The sequence below is a fragment of the Chryseobacterium cupriresistens genome, assembly GCF_046614675.1.
In the GTDB taxonomy this organism is placed as follows: Bacteria; Bacteroidota; Bacteroidia; order Flavobacteriales; family Weeksellaceae; genus Chryseobacterium; species Chryseobacterium cupriresistens.
In genome coordinates, this window is the sequence record NZ_JBKKJT010000013.1 from 1 (window position 1) to 25,687 (window position 25,687).

General features: G+C 36.0%; 16 protein-coding genes. 9 read left to right on the forward strand and 7 right to left on the reverse strand.

From position 1 onward, the window contains the following. Positions 1 to 1,332: 1,332 nt before the first annotated feature. The 7 genes from ACLI50_RS21675 to ACLI50_RS21705 form a co-directional block, all read right to left on the reverse strand. Complete coding sequence (locus ACLI50_RS21675) at positions 1,333 to 1,659, reverse strand: VanZ family protein (RefSeq protein ID WP_317193513.1); 327 nt, start codon at positions 1,657 to 1,659, stop codon at positions 1,333 to 1,335. 25 nt (positions 1,660 to 1,684) lie between these two features. Next, positions 1,685 to 2,062, reverse strand: coding sequence for a glycine cleavage system protein GcvH (gene gcvH / locus ACLI50_RS21680; protein WP_047098621.1), 378 nt, complete (start codon positions 2,060 to 2,062; stop codon positions 1,685 to 1,687). 107 nt (positions 2,063 to 2,169) lie between these two features. Continuing rightward, complete coding sequence (gene sov, locus ACLI50_RS21685) at positions 2,170 to 9,201, reverse strand: T9SS outer membrane translocon Sov/SprA (RefSeq protein WP_411414649.1); 7,032 nt, start codon at positions 9,199 to 9,201, stop codon at positions 2,170 to 2,172. Between the two features lie 57 nt (positions 9,202 to 9,258). After that, positions 9,259 to 9,843: a Holliday junction branch migration protein RuvA gene (gene ruvA / locus ACLI50_RS21690; protein ID WP_110010714.1), complete on the reverse strand. Its 585-nt coding sequence runs from the start codon at positions 9,841 to 9,843 to the stop codon at positions 9,259 to 9,261. A 226-nt stretch (positions 9,844 to 10,069) separates the two neighbouring features. Further along, complete coding sequence (locus ACLI50_RS21695; protein ID WP_411414628.1) at positions 10,070 to 12,355, reverse strand: NADP-dependent malic enzyme; 2,286 nt, start codon at positions 12,353 to 12,355, stop codon at positions 10,070 to 10,072. 16 nt (positions 12,356 to 12,371) lie between these two features. After that, positions 12,372 to 13,223 (reverse strand): BadF/BadG/BcrA/BcrD ATPase family protein, encoded by an 852-nt coding sequence (locus tag ACLI50_RS21700; RefSeq protein WP_110010712.1) that lies wholly within the window; start codon positions 13,221 to 13,223, stop codon positions 12,372 to 12,374. An 85-nt stretch (positions 13,224 to 13,308) separates the two neighbouring features. Then, positions 13,309 to 13,572 carry a hypothetical protein gene (locus tag ACLI50_RS21705; protein WP_110010711.1) on the reverse strand — a complete coding sequence of 88 codons (264 nt, stop codon included), beginning with the start codon at positions 13,570 to 13,572 and terminating at the stop codon, positions 13,309 to 13,311. Positions 13,573 to 13,937: 365 nt separating this feature from the next. Here ACLI50_RS21705 and ACLI50_RS21710 point away from each other — a divergent pair, with 365 nt between their 5' ends. From ACLI50_RS21710 to ACLI50_RS21750, 9 genes are all read left to right on the forward strand, one after another. Then, positions 13,938 to 14,396 (forward strand): GtrA family protein, encoded by a 459-nt coding sequence (locus ACLI50_RS21710; protein ID WP_110010710.1) that lies wholly within the window; start codon positions 13,938 to 13,940, stop codon positions 14,394 to 14,396. A gap of 3 nt (positions 14,397 to 14,399) precedes the next feature. Then, a complete protein-coding gene (locus ACLI50_RS21715) occupies positions 14,400 to 15,137 on the forward strand; it encodes a lysophospholipid acyltransferase family protein (RefSeq protein WP_202840542.1) in 738 nt (245 codons plus the stop codon). A 30-nt stretch (positions 15,138 to 15,167) separates the two neighbouring features. Further along, on the forward strand, positions 15,168 to 16,613 hold the full coding sequence (locus ACLI50_RS21720) for an MFS transporter (protein WP_110010708.1): 1,446 nt from the start codon (positions 15,168 to 15,170) through the stop codon (positions 16,611 to 16,613). Positions 16,614 to 16,707: 94 nt separating this feature from the next. Then, entirely contained in the window at positions 16,708 to 17,667 is a 960-nt protein-coding gene (locus tag ACLI50_RS21725; RefSeq protein WP_343643478.1) for a DUF3810 domain-containing protein, read from the forward strand. Positions 17,668 to 18,368: 701 nt separating this feature from the next. After that, a complete protein-coding gene (locus ACLI50_RS21730; RefSeq protein WP_411414629.1) occupies positions 18,369 to 20,108 on the forward strand; it encodes a helix-turn-helix domain-containing protein in 1,740 nt (579 codons plus the stop codon). A 250-nt stretch (positions 20,109 to 20,358) separates the two neighbouring features. Then, entirely contained in the window at positions 20,359 to 20,562 is a 204-nt protein-coding gene (locus ACLI50_RS21735) for a TIGR04139 family peptide modification target (RefSeq protein ID WP_343643476.1), read from the forward strand. Between the two features lie 71 nt (positions 20,563 to 20,633). Further along, positions 20,634 to 21,506: a hypothetical protein gene (locus tag ACLI50_RS21740; RefSeq protein WP_411414630.1), complete on the forward strand. Its 873-nt coding sequence runs from the start codon at positions 20,634 to 20,636 to the stop codon at positions 21,504 to 21,506. Between the two features lie 268 nt (positions 21,507 to 21,774). Continuing rightward, on the forward strand, positions 21,775 to 23,289 hold the full coding sequence (locus ACLI50_RS21745; protein ID WP_202840533.1) for a thioredoxin domain-containing protein: 1,515 nt from the start codon (positions 21,775 to 21,777) through the stop codon (positions 23,287 to 23,289). A gap of 190 nt (positions 23,290 to 23,479) precedes the next feature. After that, positions 23,480 to 25,675, forward strand: a complete 2,196-nt coding sequence (locus ACLI50_RS21750) for a peptidase domain-containing ABC transporter (RefSeq protein WP_411414631.1) — start codon at positions 23,480 to 23,482, stop codon at positions 25,673 to 25,675. The last annotated feature ends 12 nt before the right edge of the window (positions 25,676 to 25,687 follow it).

A 25,687-nucleotide genomic window follows, 5' to 3' on the forward strand; every position in this document is an offset into this window, starting at 1 on the left:
TTTATATCTTCCGCTTTTCAACGAAGCAATCTCTCTGTCAGTGTCGCTCCGTATTTGCGAGTGCAAAAGTAAAACTTTATTTTTTAATGACCAAATGTTTTTGAAGAAAATTTTAAAGTTTTTTAAGCAACCTTAATTCTTCTCAAAACCTCAATCTCTATACTCCTGCTCTCCCTCTAATTGGGACTGCAAAGATACAAACTCTTTTTAAACTGACAACTTTTTTTGCAAAAAGTTTTAAAGTTTTTTTCGTCCGTCTCTTTTTTGAAGTAATATTGTCTCTGCCTATCTAAAGGCTCTTCTGCGCTACTGTTCTACTCTCGTTTTCAGTGGGGCAAAGATAGTAACTTCCTACAACGCAAAACAAGTTTATTTAACATAAATTTTACATTACAGTGATATTTATTCCTAAAGAACTGGAAGGCAGGGAGAAAAATTTTAAACATTTGTTTGGAGAATCGGGGTGAGAGTGTGGGAGCGTGGGAGCGTGGGAGTGTTTGAGTGTTTGAGGGGGAGAGAGGTATGATTCGGGGTGCGGGATGCGAGGGTTTGAGGTGTGGAAGGATTAAATAGGGTATATATTATATAATGAAGGGAGATTGTTGTTTTTTATGTATGGGGATGATCATTGCCCACAGATCTCGCAGATTTACACAGATAAGAGGGGCCTGCTTTATTGTATACATTTATATTATAATAGAATGGGAAGGATGGAAATGCTAAAGAGTATATTTATATATTATATAGAGTAATAAGGTTTAGCTCCTACACCCGTAATTAATTACAATGCTTCGGTTCAGCTCAGTATGACATGGCTAATACTAACGGCTAAAAGGCCTTAGACATTATATTGGCATTTTGCTTCTTTTAAGACTCTCGTAAAGAAGTTTGGATTCCTGCGGAATGACACAATAGGAATAGAGATTGATACTCAATAATATGTTTCCATAGAAATCTACAATATGAAAATTCAATACCAATGTTCCTTTTCTATCTGGAAACCCGAAACTCGCAACACAATAACCCGAACCTCATCATTCATCATTCACCACTTATCATTAACGACTCCTACCCTAGCCCTGATAGTAATGGTTACACCGCAGCTTGCTTCGGAGGGTGGGTGGTTTTTTGGTGGGGGGACCCTTCGGCTTCGCTCAGGGTGACAGCGTTGGAGTGCGTGGGCGCGAGGAGTATGAATGGATAGCAGGAAATAGCTCCTGAAAAAAGTTCGAGAGTTGGAAAGTTGGAGGGTTGGAGGATGAAAAAGCTTAAATGTACTGGTGAAGAGAGAATAAAAAATGGATATAAAATCGTGATGATTTGAAAGGCGTGTTAAAAGAAACGCTTGATTAATAACTTATAGGTATAATATCCTAATAAGCATCCAATGGTATCTGCTACGATATCTAAAGTTTCCATCGATCTTCCCAGTCCCATTTCTTCCTGCAGGATTTCTGTAAGGAAAGCATAAATAAGGATGATCTGGACAAAGTATGAGAATTTTATTTTGGGAAAAGCAGCAATGAAAGAGAAACCCAGTGCTGCGAATATGCTTACATGCAAAACCTTGTCGATACCGCTGAACATGAACCAATATTCATGGTTTTCTTCTCCCGGCTTGAGAAGCATATAAGTAAGAAATGCCCAATAAATGGGCAGTATCTTACTAAATATTTTTGAAATCTTATCCAATGATCGCTTTGTAATCATCTGCAGAAAGTAACTCTGACTGATCTGCTCCATCAGCAATTTCCAATTTGATGATCCATCCGTCTCCATAAGGATCTGTATTTAACAGTTCAGGCTGATCTTCTAATTCTGAATTAAACTCGATAACTTTTCCTGAAATAGGTAAGAACAGGTCTGAAACAGTTTTTACTGCTTCTACACTTCCGAAAACGTCTCCTCCATTAAGATCATCATCTACAGTATCTACATCAACGTAAACGATATCTCCAAGTTCTCCCTGTGCGAAGTCTGTAATACCGATTGTAGCAACGTTACCTTCGATCTTGATCCATTCGTGATCTTTCGTGTACTTTAATTCTGATGGTGTGTTCATTTTTAAATTTTTATTTTGTACAAATGTATTCAAAAATATAGTAGCTTCAAATATTGGATATAAAAAAAGTCCTTCAAAACTGAAGGACTTTTACGTTTGTATTATTTTTAGAATCCACCTCCGGAATCTCCGAATGTAAATGTGGCTGAGATACCTGCTCTGACCGTAGACAGCGGGAATGCTGTGGAGATCTTATATTTTGAGGTCATCTGTTCGTAGAACACTCTCAGATTCAGATTCTCGGAAACATTGTAATCTGCGGAAAGTTTAATGTTCATGAGTCTCTGTCCTCCTGTAACCTGGGCATCATTTAACAGAATATTCATAATAGATGTTTTACTGTCTCTTAATGAAATGTCTCCTCTGATGTTAAGATCACTTCCTTTTCCTCTTGTTCCTCTTCCTCTGATGTTGGCTGTTCCTAGTCTGAAGTTTCTGACAATATAACCAAGTCTTACTACATATTCTGTATTCGCATCTTCGGTAAGTGTCTGGTTGACTAATCCCAGTACCATCATTCTGGTTCTGTTATACTGTATTCCAAACTGCATATTGTTTCTCATAGTAACATCTACTCCGATAAGCGGTGAGAAAGATTCTACATATCCCACCTGTGCGAATGTATATGGGTTAATCTTATCTCCATCATTTTTTTTCACATTACCGGCATCATCCACTGTCTGATAATATCCGTTCGGGTTACCGTGATAGTCTACATTGCTTTGAATACCTGTTGCTGTATACGTAGCAGTATAGGCATGTAAGATATCGAACTTTGTGAACTGCCCGCTGATGATAGGGATATTTTTTAATCCAGAATAGGTAATTCTCCAGTTTGGCAATGGGAATCCTGCTTTTTTAGGGTTACCCATAGGTGACACAGATTTTCCTTCCATCGCTGCTCTAAAGGCTGGGATTAATACATAGGCATTTCCAATGCTGTAATGCTTTGCAAATCCGTTATTATCCAATACTGCCCCGGGACCTCCCAATTGTTGAGAAAGCGCTCTTGCATTTTCTCTGATCGCCTGGTAAACTGCCTGCCCATCTTTAAATGACGTGCTGAGAAGCGACGTAGTATTGGAATACGTTATCATTTCGCTGGCAAATGTAAAATCCGTATCAGGAACCCCACCATTGGTATAGTTAAATCCTGTATGCGAGAAGTTGCTGTTGAAGGTATGCAACACATTAAGATCGACTCTCAGGTCATTCATAGGCATCACCTGTAAGTCTGCTCTCAATTCTTTGGTCGACATTCTTACATACGGATCTGTCATATAATTTGAATTACTCACCCATCCGTTTTCCATTACTGTTCTTCTGATATCTGCCTGTGAACCTAAAAGGAATCCCAGTGTCGGACCTCCCAATGTCTGTCCGTATCCATACCAGTTTGGTGCTGATATTAATCCCGGAAGTACTGTTCCATTCGTTTCGTTGTAACTTACGTTTAACTGTTTAAAGGAAGTTAAGAAGAATGCAGCACTTTGAAGTGGAGTAAGCTTATTCTTAAATTTATATTTTTTATATCGGTATCTGTTTTTCTCCCATTGTTTCGCATACACATTATTCAGAGAGTCCATCTCCTGTCTGCGTTTTTGAAGTTTGGCATTAATATTTTTGAAATAGTTAAACTGTCCAAAGAACTTCGGAAGATCCGCAGAAGCTGTTGCCTGAATCACATTGGTATTTTGTCCAACGGATCCTAAACTTGCGGTCTGATTTGTATTAGGATCAGTAAATCCAAGCAATGACGTAGACCTCGCCGCCCAGTTATAGGTAAATCCGTATCCTACTTCTGCATCAATGAAATCCAGATAAGGCAAATATTGGAATGGTAGCTTATAGTTTAACTGTGCTCTGTGATTATACAATACCGGCCTTCCTGCTCTGAATATATTTCCGAAAATCGATTTGCTGTCCATCGAATTTACATCCAGATTGTCATTTAATGTTCTGGTTGCGGAATTGATTTCCAGTTTTAATGATTTTGTAAAGTTGAATCCTAATCCATACTGCCATCCAAAGAAGAAGTTTCTGTTTCTGATGGCATCGAAATTACTGTTCATATCACCATTAAGGATTGCTTCCACATTTCTGAACTCAAGCTCGTTGTAGTTTCTGTCGATTTCAGTTCTGAAAGAGATTCTTGTAGGAATTGGATTAATATTGAATTCTTTTACCCATCTCAGATACTTTGTCGATTTCGCCGTATCACTGATCATTTTGTTGAAAGGCTTAAGTACCCACGGTTTAAAAGTGTAGTTATAATCAATATACCCTCTCAGATACTGTCTGTAATTTCTCTTGGTATAGACATCTCTGAAATAGTCATCGTTATAAACAGCAGTTACTGATACGTTTTCAATATCATAAAACTTAGGCTTTTTATTTGGATTTACTCTTTCTTTATGCATGTTAACAACTCCTATACTTCTCTGTTGAGTATAGGTTCTCGCTACTTTTTTCAACTGATCTTTATTTGGTGCCTTATTAAATTCTACATCGGTATCCAGAGGATTGTACTTTGGATCTTCAATAGTCTGCGAGTAAGAATAGTTTAAAGGAATTTTCACCCCAGTTTTTTCCGGAAGGAATTTATCTACATTGATCGCCGTATTGATGCTGAATGCGGATTGAGTAGACTGTGTTCTTTCTGCAGGTTTTGAATCGATATTTCCGAAACCAACTGAGGTATAAGAGGCATTGGCATTCACTGTTGCCAGGTCTCCCATATTGAAGTTTAAGCTTGCATTTCCTGCATATCCACCATCATTCTCAATTTCAGAAAGACGGATTTCGTTAACCCAAAGAACTCTTGTTATGGTAGAGTTTGTTCTTGGATCTGCATTTCTTACCCCAATCATAATGGTGGTAATATTTCCTAAACTTGGTCTACCTTTGATATAAATATTTTTATAAGGTTCCTGATATCCTGTGTCAACGGTTCTATTTGTAATAGCAACACCTGATTTATCTCTTCTGATCTTTGCATCTACAAAGTTCTGAACATCAAAATCAACTTCATTTTCCATTGGCCAGATCTCCATAGGAGCTGTTGCTGTTGTAGGAGTCATTCTTAAAGATGATTCATACTCGTAATAGTTATCAGTAGCATCGCTTCCGAAACGGATAAAGAATTTGGTATTCTCATCCAATCCAATCACTCTGTTCAATGGATCGTGAGCATGTACAAACAGCTTCAGCTTTTTGTATCTTCTCATATCCAATGTTGTATTTTTGAATACTCCTCTTGCCTCAGTTTTAAGGTCTTTCACTTTCATGTAAAGTGAAGCTTCATTCTGTCTCTGCGCTCCTGCATTTCCACTCAATACCTGTCTGTCAATTCCCGGAGGCAATACATATGGAGGTTGGTTCAATGCATTTTCTTCAATATTTACACTTCCTATTTCAAAGTTTGGATCTGTCACAGTTCCGGTTCCTTCGTCGGAATTTGGAACATTTACACTGGCAATTTTACTGGTATATTTTCTCCAGTCTGATCTTACAAGATCCATTGTTCCGAATCTAAGCGTAGAGGTCTGATCAAATCCTGCCAGCATCAATCTTGCAAACCTTACATTATTCAATACAGATGGCTCTGCTGTCCCTTCAGCTGGATCATAATTCGCTACAGGAATTCTGAACAGGTACCATTTAACATCTGAACTCTGTCCGTTCTGGAATGTTGCTTTTACTGTTTTTACATCTACAATATTATTCGTTCCAAGTGACAAACTTGGCTGATCAAGCTTTATAACATATTGGTTATAGTTTTCAGTCTGATCCAGGTTGTAATCTTTATTGATATCTTCAACATCCGGAGTTTGTGAAGCTACGTTAAGAGAGTTTGCTTCTGAGTTTCCTTCAGGGTTTCTGAAATATTTGTATCGTTCCACTACTGAAGCTGCCTGACTTCCTGTAAATTTATCCGAAAGATAGAATACGAAGTCATCTACTGCAGGGTCTGCAATATTGGTTACCGGATTTACAAACGTATTTCCGAATCTCATGGCTTCCTGGTCCGAGGTAAGACCATCATATCCGGCATCCTGTACTTTCCTATCCTCTCCTTCTGTAGAGAATGCATATAAGATTGGCGGCTGTTTTGGCTGTACTCCCCAATTTGAATTCGTTGTAGAAGATGGTGTACCTGGCGTTGGCAGTCCGTTTTCATACTGCATTTTTCCATCTTTCAATACATCTTCTGAAACGTTTCCTAAGTGAAGTAAAAGTTTTGGATCAGTACCCAGCGTTTTACCATCTGCGTAAGGATCCATCATCCAGAATTCAACATACTCAATGTTTGAAGTAATAAAGTTCGGAACACTGATTGATCTCATAATCCCTGCCCATCTGCTCTGTGCCTGTTCTGTTACTGGATTTACGTTATACGGTCCTTTTTCTTTCGGAAAATAAGAGATATCAAAAGTATTCGTAAAGGTTTGTTCTCCTGCTACGAAATCTCTGTTATTATAAATCTCCGAATATTGTACTCTTCTGGAAGCGTGATTAGATACAGACTGCGGTGTAATTCCTGCAGGTGCTTTCCCTCCAACTCCCCAGAATCTAGGGTCGATGTTATACCATGTTAATAATCCTCTTCCATATCCGCTTGTTAGATCATCATTGCCAGGCACTGTGTTAAATGGCGGTAATTTATTTTTTTCCGGTTTTGAAGCTAAACTCCATGCTGCCGGCTCTTTTAATGATATTTTAGAGGTTGTTTGTTCAAAATCGTCAATATAAGATTGATTATTTGTTCCTTTATTCAATCCAGGTAATAAGTAAGCTGCTTCCATCTTAAAGTTTAAGTTGGATGGAGCTTCAGTTTTTACCATCGGAAGTTTATTGGCAAATCTTGTAAGATAAGGGGCCTGATTGTTGTACATCAGGTTGATCCCTGCCATGGTATTGTTTACCGCTTCCTGCCCGAAGTTTACTTTCTGAGTCAATGGAGATTCTGAGTAATTGATTACTGTTCCTCCCAAGATAAAGTTTTCACTGAATCTTCTTTCTAAGTTTAATCCTAAGAATCTTTTCCTTTGGGTATTAAATGTCAACTGATTTTCCAGTGAAATATTGATGGCCTGTCCGGACTGTTTTACATTTTCATTGATGATCGTAACCGTACCCAGCATATAATCTACTGTATAGTCTACGCCTTCCGTAAGCTGTACTCCGTTTGCTGCCACTTTTACTGATCCCTGAGGAACGTTTACAGCTCCTAAAGAAATACCTTGTCCCTGAACACCTTTGTAACGCCCTTCCATGGTATACCTTTGTGTAAGGTTACTCTGGGAAGCTTCTTGTTTTTGTTTGGTATAAAGATCCTTAAATATATATTGAGGATCACTTGTTCCTAATTTTGCTTCCAGAAATTTACCGAAAGGCTGTACTTTGGTAAAGATGACTCTTCCTGTTTCCGGTCTGATGGTAATCCCATTCACAAAGTCGAAAATACCGTCTCCTTTACTTCCATCTTTATTGTTCTGGATATCTCCATTCATATTAAGACGGTCCCAGTTAAATAACTTCAGTAAATTCTGATCTTTTACAGGAGTATCTGGAAGATAGTTTACTTTACCTCCTGTTTTTGGATCTCTGTAATATACGTTAAGGATAAAGCCATCCGGAGATACCTGTCCCGCATCAATAGAATAGATATTCTTCATCATCAGATCCCACATCGGAGATTGAGTGTTCACCTTGTTATTTACTCTCAATACCTTGGTGATCAGCACAGGGCTTTCTTCAGAAAATTCCCCTACTTTGTATACTTTATTACTTCCATTAACAGTATAAGAGTACGAAACGGCTAAAAGCTGCTGGTCATTCAATTTTTGGTTTAATGAAATATATCCCAGCTGTGGCTGATAGATAAATTCGTTAGCATTCAGCTTTCTCGCTTTTGTAGCAAGAACAAATTCTTCTCCGTTATTGTAGGGAGTAGGTGTTCCCGGGAAGACATGCCCCTGAAAAAGAGCATTGTAATTTTTCCCAGCTTCTCTTGTTCCAGCTACTTGTGATACTTCATCATACAATCCGTTCAGCGAGTTATCCGGCAGCGTAACTCCTCCAGGACCTTCTCCCAGGTCTCTGATCCCGATAATACTTTTCTGATATGCCAGATTACTGTTCCCCTGATCCAATACCCAGACTTCCATTCTGGTAATGTTGATGGTTGAGTTGATCTGCGGATAATTAAGTAAGGCATCATCATATTTGTTCAGGAAATAATGTCCTATAAAGAAGTGCTGGTTTTCTTCATAGTCAATGGCATTGACTTTAAAATTGTTCATCACACCACCTCCCTGTACTACAATATTACGAGCCTCTCCCTGTTGCTGGGAAAGAACTACGGTTCCAAATGTTTTTCCTAACTGGAATTCTGTTTTCACCCCGAACAGTGATTGGGAACCTCGGATAAGACTGGTTGAAAGCGGCATGTTTACGTTACCAAATTCAACTCTTTTGATGATTTTATCTTCTCCTCCTTCATTCGGTTTATCTACATTCCCAAGACCTTTACTCTGAAGATCTTTCCAGCTTCCTTTTGCCTGCCATACAAGATTCATCCTGTTTTCAAAAGCAAAACCACTCTGGGTATCATAATTGGCCTTTAACTGTAAGTTTTCCCCTACTTTTCCCAATAATCCCAACTGAATTCTCTGATCGATATCAAAGGTAAAACTGGTCCTGTTCTGAGGCAGGATCATTGGGTTATCTATTTTCTGGTAAAGTCCTGCAAAGTCCAGGGATGCGTATCCTGAAGGGATGATTTCAATTTTATTACCACCGAAAATGGTTTCAAAAAGCTTGTTGTTGATCTGTAATGAAGGAATAAGCCCTTTCTTTCTGGCATCAGATCTGTCTCTTCTGAAGAGAAGATTATATTTATCGGATTTCTCCTTGTAATAGGCTTTTGTCTGGCTGGCAAGCATATATTCTTTATACTCTTCCGGAGACATGGCTGTAGGAGGACCTGTAATGGTATTTCCGATTTTTGGATATACATAGTACATCCCGGTTTTTATATCGTAATAGGCTTCATACCTCGTAGGGTCGGCCACTTCATATTGTTTTCTTATGATCGCTGTATCTTTCTGTGCCTGCCCAAAAGCACTTACAGACATACACAGGAACGACAGGAACAAAAATATGTTAAGATGCTTAATATTCGCCACCAAATGTTAAATGTTTTTTAAGATTTGTTTAACCAATTCTTCTACCGAGATGTTTGGATTTTGTTTGATAATTTTATCCGCAATCTTCTCGCTTGTTCGTTTAGGAATTCCTAAAACTTCTAATGCAGATAACGATTCTTCCTTAATTTTATTATCCACCATCACAGAAATGTTCGCGTTTGGATCGCTGTATTTCTGTACTTTATCTTTAAGATCCACGATAATCCTTTCAGCAGTTTTTGCACCAATTCCTTTTGCTTTTTGGATTAATGCACTGTTTCCGGAAAGTATCGCCGAAGCAATCTCATCAAGGCTCAATGTTGACAACAGAATCAATGCTGAAACAGCTCCTACTCCATTAACGCTTATTAACAGATTGAACATTTCTTTTTCTGAACGTGTGTTAAATCCAAAGAGAAGATGGGCATCTTCACGAATGATCTGCTGAATAAATAAAAAGGTCTGCTGATTCAAAACCAGCGTCTGTGAGGTCATCAGACTGATTCCCACGTAGTAACCAACTCCTTGAACATTGATGACAGCGTAAGTAGGCGTAAGTTCTTGAACAGTGCCTTGTAAAGAAAATATCATTATTAATTTTTAAAACTCCCAAATATAGCAATTTAAACTAATTAATGTTTTCATTTGATGTACGAATGATTTTTAACTTAAATTTTAAATAAGAATTCAAGGAATTAACAGAAAAACAAAAGACTCCAAAATATGGAGTCTTTTTACTATCTGTACACGGTTTAAAGTGTCAATTTTGAAATAAGAAAGAAGGATTATTGCTTTCCAGTGATGCCATCTGTCTGTATTATTTCTTCTCTCTTCTTTGAGCATCAAGAACAGCAATGGTAGCAAGGTTTACGATCTCATCAACGCTTGAACGCATCTGAAGCACGTGTACCGGCTGTTTTAATCCCATTAGGATAGGTCCGATTACCTGGGCTACTTTCATTCCTCTCAGGATTTTATAGGAAAGGTTTGCACTTTCCAGATTCGGGAAGATGAATGTGTTGGCAGGTGTAGTTCCTAATTTTGAGAATGGATAATCGCTCAGGTGGTCTGCATTCATTGCAAAGTCCGGCTGAATTTCACCATCCACAACCATTTTCGGATATTTTTCATGAAGGATTCCTACTGCTTTCGCTACTTTCTTGGAAGTTTCAGAAATCGCAGCAAAGTTTTCAAATCCAAGCATTGCAATTCTTGGTTCAATCGCAAAAGATTTTACTGTAAATTCTGCCATTTTAGCAATATTCACAAGATCTTCTGCTGTAGGGTTTTGGTTGATCGAAGTATCTGCGAAGAAAATAGGCTTCTTTTCAGACAAGATCATCATCATGGCCGCTACTTTATCTACTCCTTTATCTTTTTCGATCACTTCTAAAACAGGACGTAAAACAGAAGTATAGTTTTTAGAGAATCCTACGATAAGTCCGTCTGTATCTCCATGTTTCAGCATCAAAGGCCCGAAATAGTCTCTCTGGCGTACGTATCTTTTCGCTTTGTACTCGTTCATTCCTTTTCTCTGACGAAGTTTCCAAAGGGTTTCTCTGTATTTTTTTCTGTTTTCTTTCTGATCGTCATCACTTGGATCAATGATAGGAACATCCAGAGTAATTCCGTAACGTTCCATCTGCTCCTTGATGTATTTTTTATCTCCTAAAAGGCTTGGGTAAGCAATTCCTTCTTCATAAAGAATCTGGGCAGCTTTCAATACATTATATTCTTCAGCATTTCCAAGGGTAATTCTTTTCGGATTGGATTTTGCACGGCTCTGCATCATTCTTACCAATCTTTCATCTCTGCCCATTCTGTCTAAAAGCTGGTGCTCATATTCATCAAAATCCGTTATGGTTTTTCTGGCAACACCACTTTCAATAGCTGCTTTTGCCACAGCGCTTGATACTTTTGTGATCAGTCTGTTATCAAATGGTTTTGGAATGAAGTATTCTCTTCCAAACTGAAGGTTCTGAACATTGTATGCCAAAATTACAGCTTCCGGTACCGGTTCTTTTGCAAGATCAGCAATAGCGTGTACGGCAGCCAGTTTCATGGCTTCATTAATTCCTGTAGCCTGTACATCCAATGCTCCACGGAAGATATAAGGGAATCCCAATACGTTGTTTACCTGGTTAGGATAATCACTTCTTCCTGTTGCCATGATCACATCTTTACGGGTTTCCAGCGCAAGGTCATAAGCAATTTCCGGATCAGGATTGGCAAGAGCAAATACAATTGGATTTTCATTCATGCTCATTAACATCTCAGGAGTCATTACATTTCCTTTTGACAATCCGACAAAAACATCAGATCCTTTTACAGCATCTTCCAATGTTTCAATATCTGTCTGAGCGATGAAATCTAATTTTTCAGGAGTAAGGTTTTCTCTTTTATGATTGATTACGCCTTTACTGTCACACATCAGGACATTTTCTTTTTTCAGTCCTAAAGAAATATAAAGTTTGGTACATGCAATAGCTGCAGCACCAGCTCCGTTCACCACCATTTTTACTTTATCAATATCTTTATTGGCAATCTGCAGAGAGTTGATCAATGCAGCTGCTGAGATAATGGCTGTTCCGTGCTGGTCATCGTGCATCAAAGGAATATTCAACTCCTCTTTCAGTCTTTGTTCTATATAAAAAGCTTCAGGAGCTTTAATATCTTCAAGATTGATTCCTCCGAAAGTAGGAGCAATTCCTTTTACAATTTCAATAAATTTATCCGGATCTTTTTCATCGATCTCAATATCAAAAACGTTGATATCTGCAAAGATCTTGAATAATAGTCCTTTCCCTTCCATTACCGGTTTTGAAGCCTCAGCACCGATATCTCCCAGTCCAAGTACGGCAGTACCGTTAGAAATGACTGCTACCAGGTTTCCTTTTCCTGTATAATCATATACAGTTTCCGGCTTATCATGAATTTCCATACAAGGAACCGCTACTCCCGGAGAGTAAGCCAATGATAAATCTCTTTGGGAAGAGTGTGGCTTTGATGGGATAACTTCAATTTTTCCTTTGGGTTCTGCTTTATGATAATCTAGCGCTGCCTGGCTAAAGTTCTTTTCGTCACGATTGTTGTTACTTGACATAAAATTTTGTTTTTTGTTAAAGTATATATTTAATGTGGTAATCTACTAAGCTTTCAATTGGTTTCTGCACAACATGTCCCACATTTAAATTAAGTTCTGCAGCTACAGAACGTAGTATATTTTCATAATAATAAGCGATAGAGCCAATAAAATTGATCTCGGCATCATGCGCCTCCTCATAAGGAAGAACCTGGTATTCAAAGAAACTTTTCATTTCTTCAAAAACCATGTCTTTGAAATAAGGATGATCTTTTCTTTCGATTACAAATTTGGTAAAATTCGCCAGATATGCATTGGGTCTTGGAGTATGATACATATTTTTCAATGCATCTTCTACGGTAAGCTGATAATCTGCTTCAAATTCTTTATGAAGATCCGCAGGCAGTTTTTTCATAAAGTATCTGCGTACCAGCTGCTTTCCGATAGCACTGCCGCTTCCTTCGTCCCCGATCAGGAATCCCAGCGAAGGCAATTCTATCTTCACATTTTCACCGTCAAAAAAACAGGAATTAGATCCTGTGCCGAGAATGCACACGATAGCAGGTTTTCCACTGTATGCTGCATAGGCTGCAGCCATCAGATCTTCCTTCACAATAATCTCTGCTTTTCCAAAAACTTTTGTCAGCTCTTCTTCTATGGTTTCGCAGTTTTTTTTCACTCCGCATCCGGAACCATAAAAAAAGACTTTGGTAATTGAATTTTTAACCGATATCAGATTGCTATTTTTCTGTATTTCAGGAGCGATAAGTTCTCTGTTGATAAAATTTGGATTGAAACCGATGGTTTCTGTTTTCAGAAAAACTTTTTTAAAGTCATCAAGAATTACCCAATCCGTTTTAGTAGAACCACTATCTACAATAGCAACCATATTTTAGATTTTAATTTAAGGGTGCTAAATTATGAATTTATCTTCAATTAGCATTTAAAAACAACCTGGAAGCTGTCTAAAATCATTAATGTTTGATTTGTGTTTTTTTTTCGTTGAATTGTAAAAGCCAATCTTCTATTTCATCTTCAAGATAGGAAGTCTGTAATTCCATTGCATTGATAAAATCATCAGGCACCGGATCGCCAGTGGAGTTTTCAAGATTCCACAATTCGTTTGACATATTTTCATACTCTGAATACACTCTTTTGAAGCGGGAATTTTCTTTCTCAAGAGCCTCAATATTTTTCTGTTGAAGCTGGAATTTTCTGTATTTGTTTTGACGTTTCATACAAATATTATTAATAATTGGGTCATAAAAAAGTTGGAGTATATGCTCTTAACCGTGCACTACAAGATAGAAAAAACCATCAACACAAGGAGTTGAAAATGAATTTATTATCAGGTCTTTATTACATCATTCTGAATATTAAAATTAGAAATAATTTTTATTAAAAAAAATATTTTAACAACTTTTTTCAGTGTTTAACATATAGTTATAAATTTGCATATTCATATTGTCAAGCGGTATAACTGCTGGGATTCCAAAACCGTTATAAACAGAAGAAATTTTCTAAGGTGTTTATATTGTGAGAGATAAATCAGCCCGGCAGACTGTCCGATATGTACAAAGATGTTTAGTTTTATACTTATTAAATGAAAGAAATACTCTTACGCCAGAAACAGGTTTTGTTCTTCATCATTGCAGGAGGACTGAGTGCCATTGTAGAAATAGGAAGCTTTAAGATTTTCAGCACCTATCTTCCGCACTTCTTTGTAAAGGAAACCAATTTCTACGGAGTACACTATCCTTTAAGCAACATTTTTTCCACGAGCTGCGGGATTATTACCAATTATTTTCTGAGCATCTGGTTTGTATTTGAAAGGGGAAAACATTCGAAGAGAAAAGAATTTGCTTATTTTATGGTAGTATCTTTTTTTTCAACATTACTCAGCTTAGGTTTTTTCCAGGTATTTTACAGTTTCGTATTTAAAGATAATATCAATTTATTTTTTTATACCTTGAGCCCGGAAATGATCAGTAAAATTGCAGCAATATTGCTGGTTTCCATTCTGAATTATTCGATAAAAAAGAAAGTAATTTTTAACGGTTAGGCTGTGACAAAAATTTTAAATTATCTCTGGAGATTCTGGCTGTTGCTGTTGGCATTTTTTCTGACAGTTATTATTGGGATCCCGGTTTACATTTTATCCTTTAATAAAAAGCATTATAAATACGGCTATAAACTGGTCAGGCTATGGTGTTTCGGTATGTTCTACGGAATGGGTTTCAGATATGACCTGATTAAACTTTCGGAACAGAAAAAAGATAAAAATATCCCTTATGTCTTTATCTCCAATCATACGTCTATTATGGATATCATGCTTGTATGTATTCTGTTTCCTGATCATCCGATCTGTTTTGTAGGAAAAAAAGAACTGGTTAAGATTCCTATTTTCGGAACTATATATAAAAGGATATGTGTAATGGTAGACAGAGCGAGTGCAAAAAGCCGTGCAGATGTTTACCGAAGATGTGCAGAGAAGATGGAAGAAGGCAACAGTATCGCGATTTTTCCTGAAGGCGGTGTGCCGGACGACACTTCTATTATCCTGGATGATTTTAAGGACGGTGCATTTATACTGTCTTCAAAACATCATTCTCCTATCGCTGTTTATACCTTTGTGGGACTTAAAGAAATGTTCCCTTTTGAAAACTCAAAAGGCTTTCCCGGAAGGGTAAAGGTATATTACAATGGCATCATTGAGCCTTCAGATTCTCCAAAAGACTCAAAAGCAGAGGCTTATGAGACAATAAAAAAAACCTTAATCAGGTATTCCGTTGAAAGGAAATAGTTATATTTGTTTGTGAAATCTATAATAAATATGTCAAATTATTCTAAACAAACCAATTGGGCCCAATTCATTCCATTGGTTACTGTATTCTTCTTTTGGGGATTCGTAGCAGCCAGTAATGATATTCTGATCCCTGTTTTTCAAAAAGCCTTCAATCTATCCCAAACTGAAAGTATGCTTGTACAGATATGCTTTTATGTAGCATATACTGTAGGTTCTTTAATTTATATGCTTGTATCAAAGAGCCTTAAACAGGATTTGATCAATAAAATCGGATATAAGAATGGTCTTATTGTGGGGCTTCTGATTTCCGCATTGGGAACCTTATTGTTCTACCCGGCTGCCAATATGCATTCTTTCCCATTAATGATCTCAGGGTTATTTATTGTAGGTTTAGGATTCTCTCTTCAGCAGATTGTTGCTAATCCGCTTGCTATTGAAGTAGGTCCTACGGAAACGGGATCTCAGAGGCTAACAATGGCAGGAGGGATTAATAACTTAGGAACTACTATTGGACCACTTATCGTTGCATTTGCTATTTTTGGATCTGCAAGTGCTGCCAACACGGAAGCAAGTATAGAAAGTGTAAAAACACCTTATCTGATATTAGGAGCAGCTTTTGCGCTGGTAGCTTTAATGCTTAAATTCTCTTCTCTTCCTGCAGTAACTCCAACAAACACTGAGGACACCGATGATGCAACTCCGGGAGAACATAGAAAGTCAGCATTCCAGTATCCTCAGCTGGTGATGGGAATGATCGCTATTTTTGTTTATGTAGGGGTAGAAGTTTCCACAGCCAGTAACCTTCCTGCTTATATGGAAAAAAGCTTGGGATTTGAAACGAAAGAGGTAGCACCTTATATCTCTTTATACTGGGCATCATTAATGATTGGCCGTTGGACAGGTGCTGTAGAAGCATTTGATGTCAATGCAGGATTCAAAAAGATCTTAAGATTCTTAGCTCCTTATCTTGCATTCGGTGTATTTTTATTGGTAAACGCTATTGCCGATCATGATCTTTCTCCGTTCTATGTATATGGATTTATCATTATCGCAATGATTATCTGTGATATTTTAAGCAAAGGAAACCCGGCAAGAATGCTTCTGATCTTCTCTCTGGCAGGGATCACCGCTCTACTTATAGGGATGTTCACTACAGGAATGGTATCTGTATATGCATTTACCAGTGTAGGTCTTTTCTGCTCTACGCTATGGCCGTGTATCTTCGCATTGGCTATCAACGGGCTTGGAAAACACACTAACCAGGGTTCAGGATACCTTATCATGATGATTATGGGAGGAGGTATTGTAAGCGTTATACAGGGATATGTTGCAGATATTACCAATATTCATTTCAGTTATATCGTAGGGGTTATTTGTTTTGCTTATCTTGCATTCTATGCGATCCGTGTAAGTGGGATTCTGAAAGCCCAGGGCATTGATCTTGATAAAATATCTAAAGGCAGTGGTCATTAATATAACAACAAATATATATAAGAAAAAAAGATTTTGGGCAGGTGTATTACTTGCCCAATTTCTTTTGTTTTATGGATTTTCAAAATCCATAATAATGATTTCTTTTTTTGAACGCTTTTTTGAATTTCAGAAAGAGCTTCATCAGGTGCTGTTCAGCTGGGTTCCATTTTCTGTCGGGGATTTGATCTATATTGTGCTGGGAGCTTTTCTTTTATACTGTTTCATCACCTTATTCAAAAAGCAGCAAAGAAGTGATTCGATGAGAAAAATTCTTATCGTCATGAATATCTTTTATTTTATTTATCAGATCTTTTGGGGAATGCTGTATTTTCAGGTTCCTATTATTAAAAAACTTTCCAGCCAGAATGAACCGGATATAGAAAAAGCAAAAAAACTGGCTCTTGTTTATCTTGAAAAGTGTAAGGCAACACGACAGTATACACAGGAGGACAGCAACGGAGTATTTATAATCACTAACCTTACATCTATTCAAAAGGAAATCCTGAATCAGCAGACAAAGCTGCCTTCTTATATTTCCGATAAAAAAGCTCCGGAGATACTGGACATCAAGCCTAGTTTATTCAAAAATGTAATGAGCTTTACAGGAATTTTAGGCTATTATAATCCTTTTACAGCTGAAGCCCAGTATAATACTGAGCTGCCTCATACTTTAATCCCTTTCACCACAGCGCACGAAAGTTCACATCAGCTTGGATTTGCCAGAGAGCAGGAAGCTAATTTTATAGGGTACTTAATAGGCATTCATTCCGGTAATCCTGAGTTGAGATACAGTACTGAATTTTTCACTTTAAAAAGTCTTTTAAGATTTATTGTGGAGAAAGATCCTGAATTTGTAAAGAATATTCTTCGCCAATATTCCCCGGCGATGAAAAGGGACCGTGCTTATGAAAAAAGTTTTATTTTTCAACATCAGGGATGGCTTGACGAATTCTTTGGATTTACTAACAACCTGTTCCTGAAAAGCAATCAGCAGGAAGGCTCTGTTACCTATTCTTACTTTATTGATCTTCTCTTAAGCTATGAGAAAACATAAAAAAAGAATCGTATCAGGCGATACGATTCTAAAAACACAAATGATGAAAAAAAATTTATTACCTTGACTTGTTCCCTCATTCAAGGCGATGTAAAAGTACGACATATTTTATAAATACAAAAACATTTCCCTCCTTTTTTAAAACTTTATGAAAACTTTATGATTTTTTAAGTTTTTTTGAGTTCATTTCTGTTTGTTAAAAATCACATAGAATATCGAAATTTAATAAACAAAACAAGCGCAAAACCCACTACAAGCTATAAAATAATAACAAAATAAAACATTTGTTTACATAAAAAACATTACTTCTAAGCATTATTTCCTATGTTTTAAAGTTGGAGTTATCCTCAGTATTTTATATGATATTTCTAAAAATCTGAACTTCAAAATCACGGGATATTCTGATGTAAAAAATGGTATTAGCATTCATACTATAATAATAAATATTATAATGTTATAACATTTTATTACTTTTAAAAACAAGGGTTTTATAGTACCTGAACAAATAATCGTAGATAATCATTTCAAACAGTCGCTGGTTTGAGATAAACATTCTATTAAGCCTTAAACTATAGATTTATAAATTGACAGAACAAACAACACACTTAACTCAATATAAATCAATAAATTAAACTTAAAACCACTTTTTTACCATATATCTTTTTGAATTAAAAAATGTAAATTTGTGATGTATTTAAAAGATGATGAGAGTTAAAGCCCTTTTTTTATTTATTTTTTTCAGCAACTTACTTTATACAGAGAATAAAATAAGTGATAGCTTAAAAACATATAGCTATAAAGAATTAAAAGATAAATTTTATACCTATTATGAGAATATAAAGATTGAACAGTCAAAGGTTATAGCTCAATATTACCTCCAAAAAGCAAAAAAAGAACAAAATGCTCTTCAAATAGCAGACGGATATGTGCTTATTCATTTTAACGAAAATTTTTCAAATGCCCTAAAATATCTTGACAGCACAGCAACAATTACAAAAAATTTAAAGGGAACAAAATATCCATCTCAGACTTATCTAATGAAGGGAAACCTTTATTACAAACATGATAATTTAAAAAAAGCTTTAGATAATTATATTTTAGGACTACAATACGCAAAAGCTCAAAAAGATCCGCAACAGACCGCATATGCTAATATGGACATCGCCTATCTGAACAGCTACATTGGCAAAAATGCTGATGCAGCCAAAACGTTCAGATACTATTTATATAATGGAAATGATATTACAGATGAATCCCAGCATAACCAAATGCGTATAAGCCTTATATACTGCTATATAGAGCTCAATAAATTGGATTCTGCAAATATTCTAATCAAGGAAGGATTAAAAACTCCATTAGCATTCACAAATAAGTATGTTCATCATCAATATACTTACTACGTAGGGGCATATAATTTAAAACTAAAAAAATATGATATTGCCACTAAAAACTTCATAGCAGCTTATAAATATTTTTCCGGGATTCAAGATCAGAATATGAACTATAGTCTTTTAAATATTGGTAAATCTTATGAAGGTTTAAAAGATAAAACAAAAGCAGTTGAAAACTACACCAAACTAGACTCCATTATTTCAAAAAGTGGTTATACGTTTCCTGAATTAAGAGATGTATATACTTTTCTTATTGATTACTATAAAGAAAATAATGATAAAGAAAAACAGCTTTACTCCATTGAGCGCTTTTTAAAGGTTGATCAAAAACTAGATGAACAGTTTAAATACCTTTCTACAGAAATACCTAGAAAGTACGACACTCCCAATCTTTTACAGGAAAAAGAAAATATCATTGAGGAATTAAAATTTAGAAAAAAGGTACTCTACATTTCTCTAGGCATACTTTTATTAATACTCTTATTCATTATATATTTATACTATAGATCAAAAAAAACAGAAAAGGAACAAAGAAAAATTGCACAAGATTTGATTAGCTTGGTTGAAAAGAGAAATATTGAAGAAAAAAATGCAGAGGAAAAAAATAAGGCTAACAATATTGAAATAGCCCCGATAGCAATTCCTGAACAGGAAGAGCAAAATGATAAAACCTCTAAAACCATATCTGAAGAAGTTACTCAATTTATTTTACAAGAATTAAGAATATTTGAATCCAAGGAACTTTTCTTAAAAAAAGGCATCACATTAGCCAGCTTAGCAAAAAATATAAAAACAAATACTGCTTATTTATCAGAAATAATCAATACTCATAAAGGAAAAAACTTTGCAGCATACCTTAATGATCTTCGAATTGATTTTGCCTTAAGTAGATTGGTAAAAGATAAAAAATTCCGTTCCTATAAGTTATCTGTTATTGCAGAAGAGCTAGGATATAATAATGAACAGGCATTTTCTTTAGCTTTTAAGAAGAAAACCGGTACTACACTCTCAATGTACATCAAAGAAATTGATAATTTAGGCGATTTTTAAAATAACCACAAAAAATTGTTTTACAAATAGTTAATCCATTTATTTTTATAAATTCATGTAGTAAATTTATAAATCTAAAACCTCAAGACTTTTTTATGATTAGCACTTGTGTATGTTTGCTACAGGTAAAAACACAAAATTTATTTTTTGTATGTGTACAGTACAAAATATAAATATAAGGACTGATCAGTACCTTCTCCCATCCAGGGATATATGGCAAACAAATATTAATTCAAAAAAAAATTTAATAATGAAAAAGTTAGCAGGAATGAAGAAAGGTTTTTCTTCTTTGGAAAACAAAAAACTAAAAAGAGACGATTTAAAATCAGTAAATGGTAGCTTAAAGTCTTATGCTATTCAATCTAGTGCTGCAGTTACAACACCAGGATGCTACGAAGCTGACCACTATACATCTAATGGAGGTGAGTATATTGATAGACTAGAAGTTTGCTAGTATGTGAATAAAGAAAGAGGGAGGGTTAAATCCCCTCCTTTTTTTCACCATATTATAAAATTAAATCATTTATGAAAATTTCATCATTAATAAGATCTGGTTTTCTTCTTATTGCTTTATTATCCCTTACATCCTGTAAAAAGAATTACATTACTTATTATAACAAAGTAAATGAGGCTGACAGCATATACAGAATGGCCAATAACCCTAAACTAGCTGTAAAAGAGTATCGGAAAATTTTTGAAGAATATACTCCTAAAAATCAGGACCGTATTGAAGAATATGCAACTTATATAACCCTTGCCGATCAATATCATGAAGATTTTGGTGGAAAAAAAAGCCTTTATCAGCTAATTTCTCTGGTTGCTCCTTATGGTGATGAATATAGAAAATACCTGCCCCTTTTTAATAAATATGGAATAGACAATCCATCTGTAGAACAAAAAATAACAGAATGGAAACAAGGCCTGGATAAAAAACTCATTGATTCTTTCAAGATTGCACTGATAAGGGATCAGGAAGGACGACCTCTTGATACTGCACTGACCAGAAAAAACGTTGAGAAAAACGCAAAACTATTAATATGGACCTTTAAAAATTATGGATTTCCAACGCCTGAAAAAATTGGATGGTTTCCTATGCCTACCTTTATCTCTCATATGGTTGAGTCCAAAAAAGATTATCCTTTTATAAAGGACAAATTACTGGAATATGTAAAATCGGGAGATTTTTCTCCTCGTGACTATGCAAGAATGGAAGATACTTACTTAGGATCTCATAAAAAAATCACACGCTACGGCTTTAATATGATTCCGGTACAAGACAGTACGCAGATTGATCGCAACCGTAAAAGCCTGGGAATCCCAAGTATGAAACACAGCTCGAAAATAAGAAAAGATTATTTAAAAAAAAAGAAGCAGAATGATACTCGTCATATCGAATAACAGAGATTCCACGACTACAAAAGTCATCAAATATCTTTCGGCAATGAGAAAGAAGTTTATTCGTGTGCATGAAGATGAGTTTTTTGAAATTAAAACCGATAAGAAAAGAATTTACCTGATAAGTGACAGAAACATTTTTTTTCTGGACCTCAAAATAAAATACTGAAGATCAAATAAAATTTATCAACATCCGTTTATATCTCACTAATAAAGGAGATTTTTTTTTGTATATTTAAAACATCTGTGTATTTTAGATAAAAATATTAATATGATTTTTGACAAACTAATTAACCATCTAAAACTAGATAAACAGGAATTTATTTTCCAGTTCAACTCTCATCCCAATTACCCATCTGCACTGGCATTCAGTGACACACTCAACTTTATGGGGGTAAAAAATGACGCTTATGAACTTGACAAAGAATATTGGGACGAACTTCCGGAGGAATTTATTGCCATTGTTGAGAATTCATTCTCTCTTGTAAAAAAGTCAGGAAGCAATTATTCAGTATATTCGGAAAAAGCAAAAACTTTCGGTAAAGAGGAGCTTTATAATAAATCAACGGACTTTGTACTATTGTTTGAAAAAACAGAAAATGCAGAAAGCAAACTGACATTCAATTTCAAGCCGGTTCTCTATATTATTTTTGCTGCCGTTCTTGCTTATTCTTTTATTAGCCAAACCATTTACGAAGCTCTATTTAATGTACTTTCCTTAGCAGGAGTTTATATTTCCCTGGAAATTTTCAATCAGAAATTCGGAAATACCTCTACTGTCATCGGAAGTATATGTGGAGGTGGAGGTGCTGCAGCAAGTCAGACAGCCAACTCGTGTGATAAGATCATCAAACAGGATAAAACCAGTATTCTGGGCTTAAAATTTGCAGATTTTTCTCTGATTTATTTTGCAGGACTTGCCGTACTAGGTCTGTTCTTACCGGCAACAGCGTATATCGTAAAAGGTTTCACATTCGTTTCTGTACTTGCAATCGGGTACTCTCTGTACATTCAGGCATTTATAGAAAAAACATTCTGCAGAGTATGTCTTTTGATCATTTCAATTCTTGTAGGCCAGATCGTAGTAAGCAGTTTATTTTTCGAGAATTTGTCATTCAGTGTGGGAACTCTTTTATTGACTGTCATTCTGTGGGCTCTTGTATTTTCTGCGGTTATTTATTTCAATACTCTTCTTGAGCAAAAAGAAACGCTGCAAAAATCGAATGCAAAAAATCTCAGATTCAAAAGAAACTATGAGCTTTTCAAAAATCAGATGGAACAAAATCCAAAAATAGAATTTCAGGATACTGAAACTTTTGCTGTTGGAAAAAGGGATGCCAAGCTTCGTATTTCTATCGTTTCCAACCCATACTGTGGTTTCTGTAAAGATGCGCATAAATTGGTGGAAGGACTTTTGGAGAAATACCCTGATGATATTTCATTGCAGATGAGATTCAATTACAGCCCGGACAGAGCTCCAGAAAAATATACACAGCTTATTTCAGATTTAACTCATATTTATCATAACAAACCTGAAAAAGAGTTTTTACACGCTGTTGAAGAATGGTTTGAAACCAAGGATGAAGGCAAAATCAATGCACTTTCCGGAGGAAAAGTAAATTCAGAAAATCTGGATCCGCTGATAGAGATGTCTAAGGAAAACAGTAATGCAGGATTAAGCTTTACGCCAATCTTTATCATCAACGGATATCAGTTCCCGGATAAGTATGATCGCGAAGATATCACCTTCTTTATTGATGAATTAATCGAGGATGATGAGATTTAGCAAATAAATCTTCTTCATTTAAAAATTTCACTATCTTAGGAAAAACAAAATAACCATCTGAAAAGATGTAAAAGAGTAGAAAAACGGTGATCAATGGGACTATTTCCAGTTTACCATTTCATTGAATTATAATTGAATTAAAGCAAAAATGTCGCCATCTATTGGCGGCATTTTATAATGAGTAGTAGTTTTGAAAAAAAAGTTTCCTTTTTATAAGCAGCCAGATACCAAAGACTGCGGTCCTACATGTCTCAGGATCGTAAGTAAGTATTATGGTAAAAGTATATCCCTGCAGCAGATTCGTAACCTCTCCGAAACCACCCGTGAAGGAAGCAGCCTTCTTGGGCTGAGTGATGCCGCAGAAAATCTGGGATTCCGGTCAATGGGAGTCCAGATCGATTTCAATACCCTCAAAGAAGAAGTTCCATTTCCATGTGTAGCACACTGGAATAAAAATCACTTTGTAGTTGTATACAAAATTGACAAAAATAACAAAGTATATATCTCAGATCCCAGCTATGGACTGATCACTTATACCAGAGAAGAATTCATCAAGTCCTGGATTGGAGAAAATGCCAACGAAAATACAGAAGAAGGAATTGTCCTGATCCTTGAAACTACTCCTGCATTCTTTCAAACAGAATTTGATGCAGAAGAAAGTAAGGCAAGTTTTACATTCCTTTCCAAATATCTTCTAAAGTACAAAACACTTGTTATACAGCTTGCGATCGGACTTTTAGGTGGGAGTTTACTTTCCCTTATATTTCCTTTTCTTACCCAAAGTATTGTAGATGTCGGCATCCAGAACCAGGATATTAATTTTATCTATGTGGTTTTGCTTGCACAGATTATGTTATTTCTGGGAAGAATGGGAATTGAAACCATAAGAAGCTGGATTCTTCTCCACCTTTCAGCAAGAATTAACATTTCGATCATCTCCGATTTCTTTATTAAATTGATGAAACTTCCGATAAGTTTCTTTGATACCAGGATGACAGGAGATATCATGCAGAGAATTAATGACCATCACAGAATTGAACAGCTTCTTACAAGTTCTTCATTGAATACATTATTCTCACTGGTGAACCTTATCATTTTCAGTATTGTCTTACTGTTTTATGATTACAGGCTTTTCCTTGTTTATCTTGTTGGAGCAGTATTGTATATCGGATGGATCAGTTTCTTCCTGAAAAAAAGAAAAGAACTTGATTATAAGCGATTCTCTCAGGTATCTCAGGAGCAGAGTAAAGTCATCGAGCTTATCAACGGAATGCAGGAAATCAAAATGCATAATGCTGAAAAACAAAAACGATGGGACTGGGAATTTCTTCAGGTAAAACTATTTAAAATCAGGATAAAATCTCTATCCTTAGAACAATGGCAGTCTGTGGGAGGTAACTTTATCAATCAGATGAAAGATATTCTGGTGAGTTTTCTTTCTGCTAAACTTGTTTTAAGCGGAAACCTTACTTTGGGGATGATGCTTTCTGTTCAGTATATCATCGGACAGCTGAACAGCCCGCTTCTTCAGCTTATCGACTTTATCAAGCAGACACAGGATGCTAAAATCTCTCTTGAAAGATTGGGAGAAATCCACGATAAAGATGATGAAGAAGATAAGAATGAGCAATACGTTACCGATATTCCGAAACAAGATATTGAAATCAAAGATATGTCGTTCAGATATATTGGTTCCGATGTTCCGGTTTTTGAAAATCTCAGCCTTACGATACCTTATCAGCAAACGACAGCAATTGTAGGAGCCAGTGGAAGTGGAAAGACAACTTTATTGAAACTGCTGATGAAGTTTTATGATCCTGATCAGGGTGAAATCAGAATCGGAAATACCAATATGAAAAATATTTCTCCGAGATACTGGAGGGATCATTGCGGTGTTGTCATGCAGGAAGGATATGTATTCAATGACACCATTGCCAACAATATTGCTGTTGGTGAAGATCATATAGATAAACAAAAGCTGAGACGCGCTGTAGAAATAGCCAATATCAAAGATTTTATTGAAAGTCTTCCATTAAGCTATAACACCAAAATCGGAAATGAGGGCGTTGGAGTAAGTGGTGGCCAGAAACAGAGACTTTTCATTGCAAGAGCTGTTTATAAAGCTCCTGAATATATTTTGTTTGATGAAGCTACCTCTGCACTGGATGCCAATAATGAAAAAGTGATCATGGAAAACCTTGAGCAGTTCTTCAAAGGCAAAACAGCAGTGGTGATTGCCCATAGACTTTCCACAGTAAGACATGCGGACAAAATCATTGTACTGGATCAGGGAAGAGTGGTAGAAGAAGGAAGCCATGCTGAGCTGGTAGACTTAAGAGGAGAATATTACAGATTGGTAAGAAATCAGCTTGAATTAGGAAATTAACCAAGATAAAGC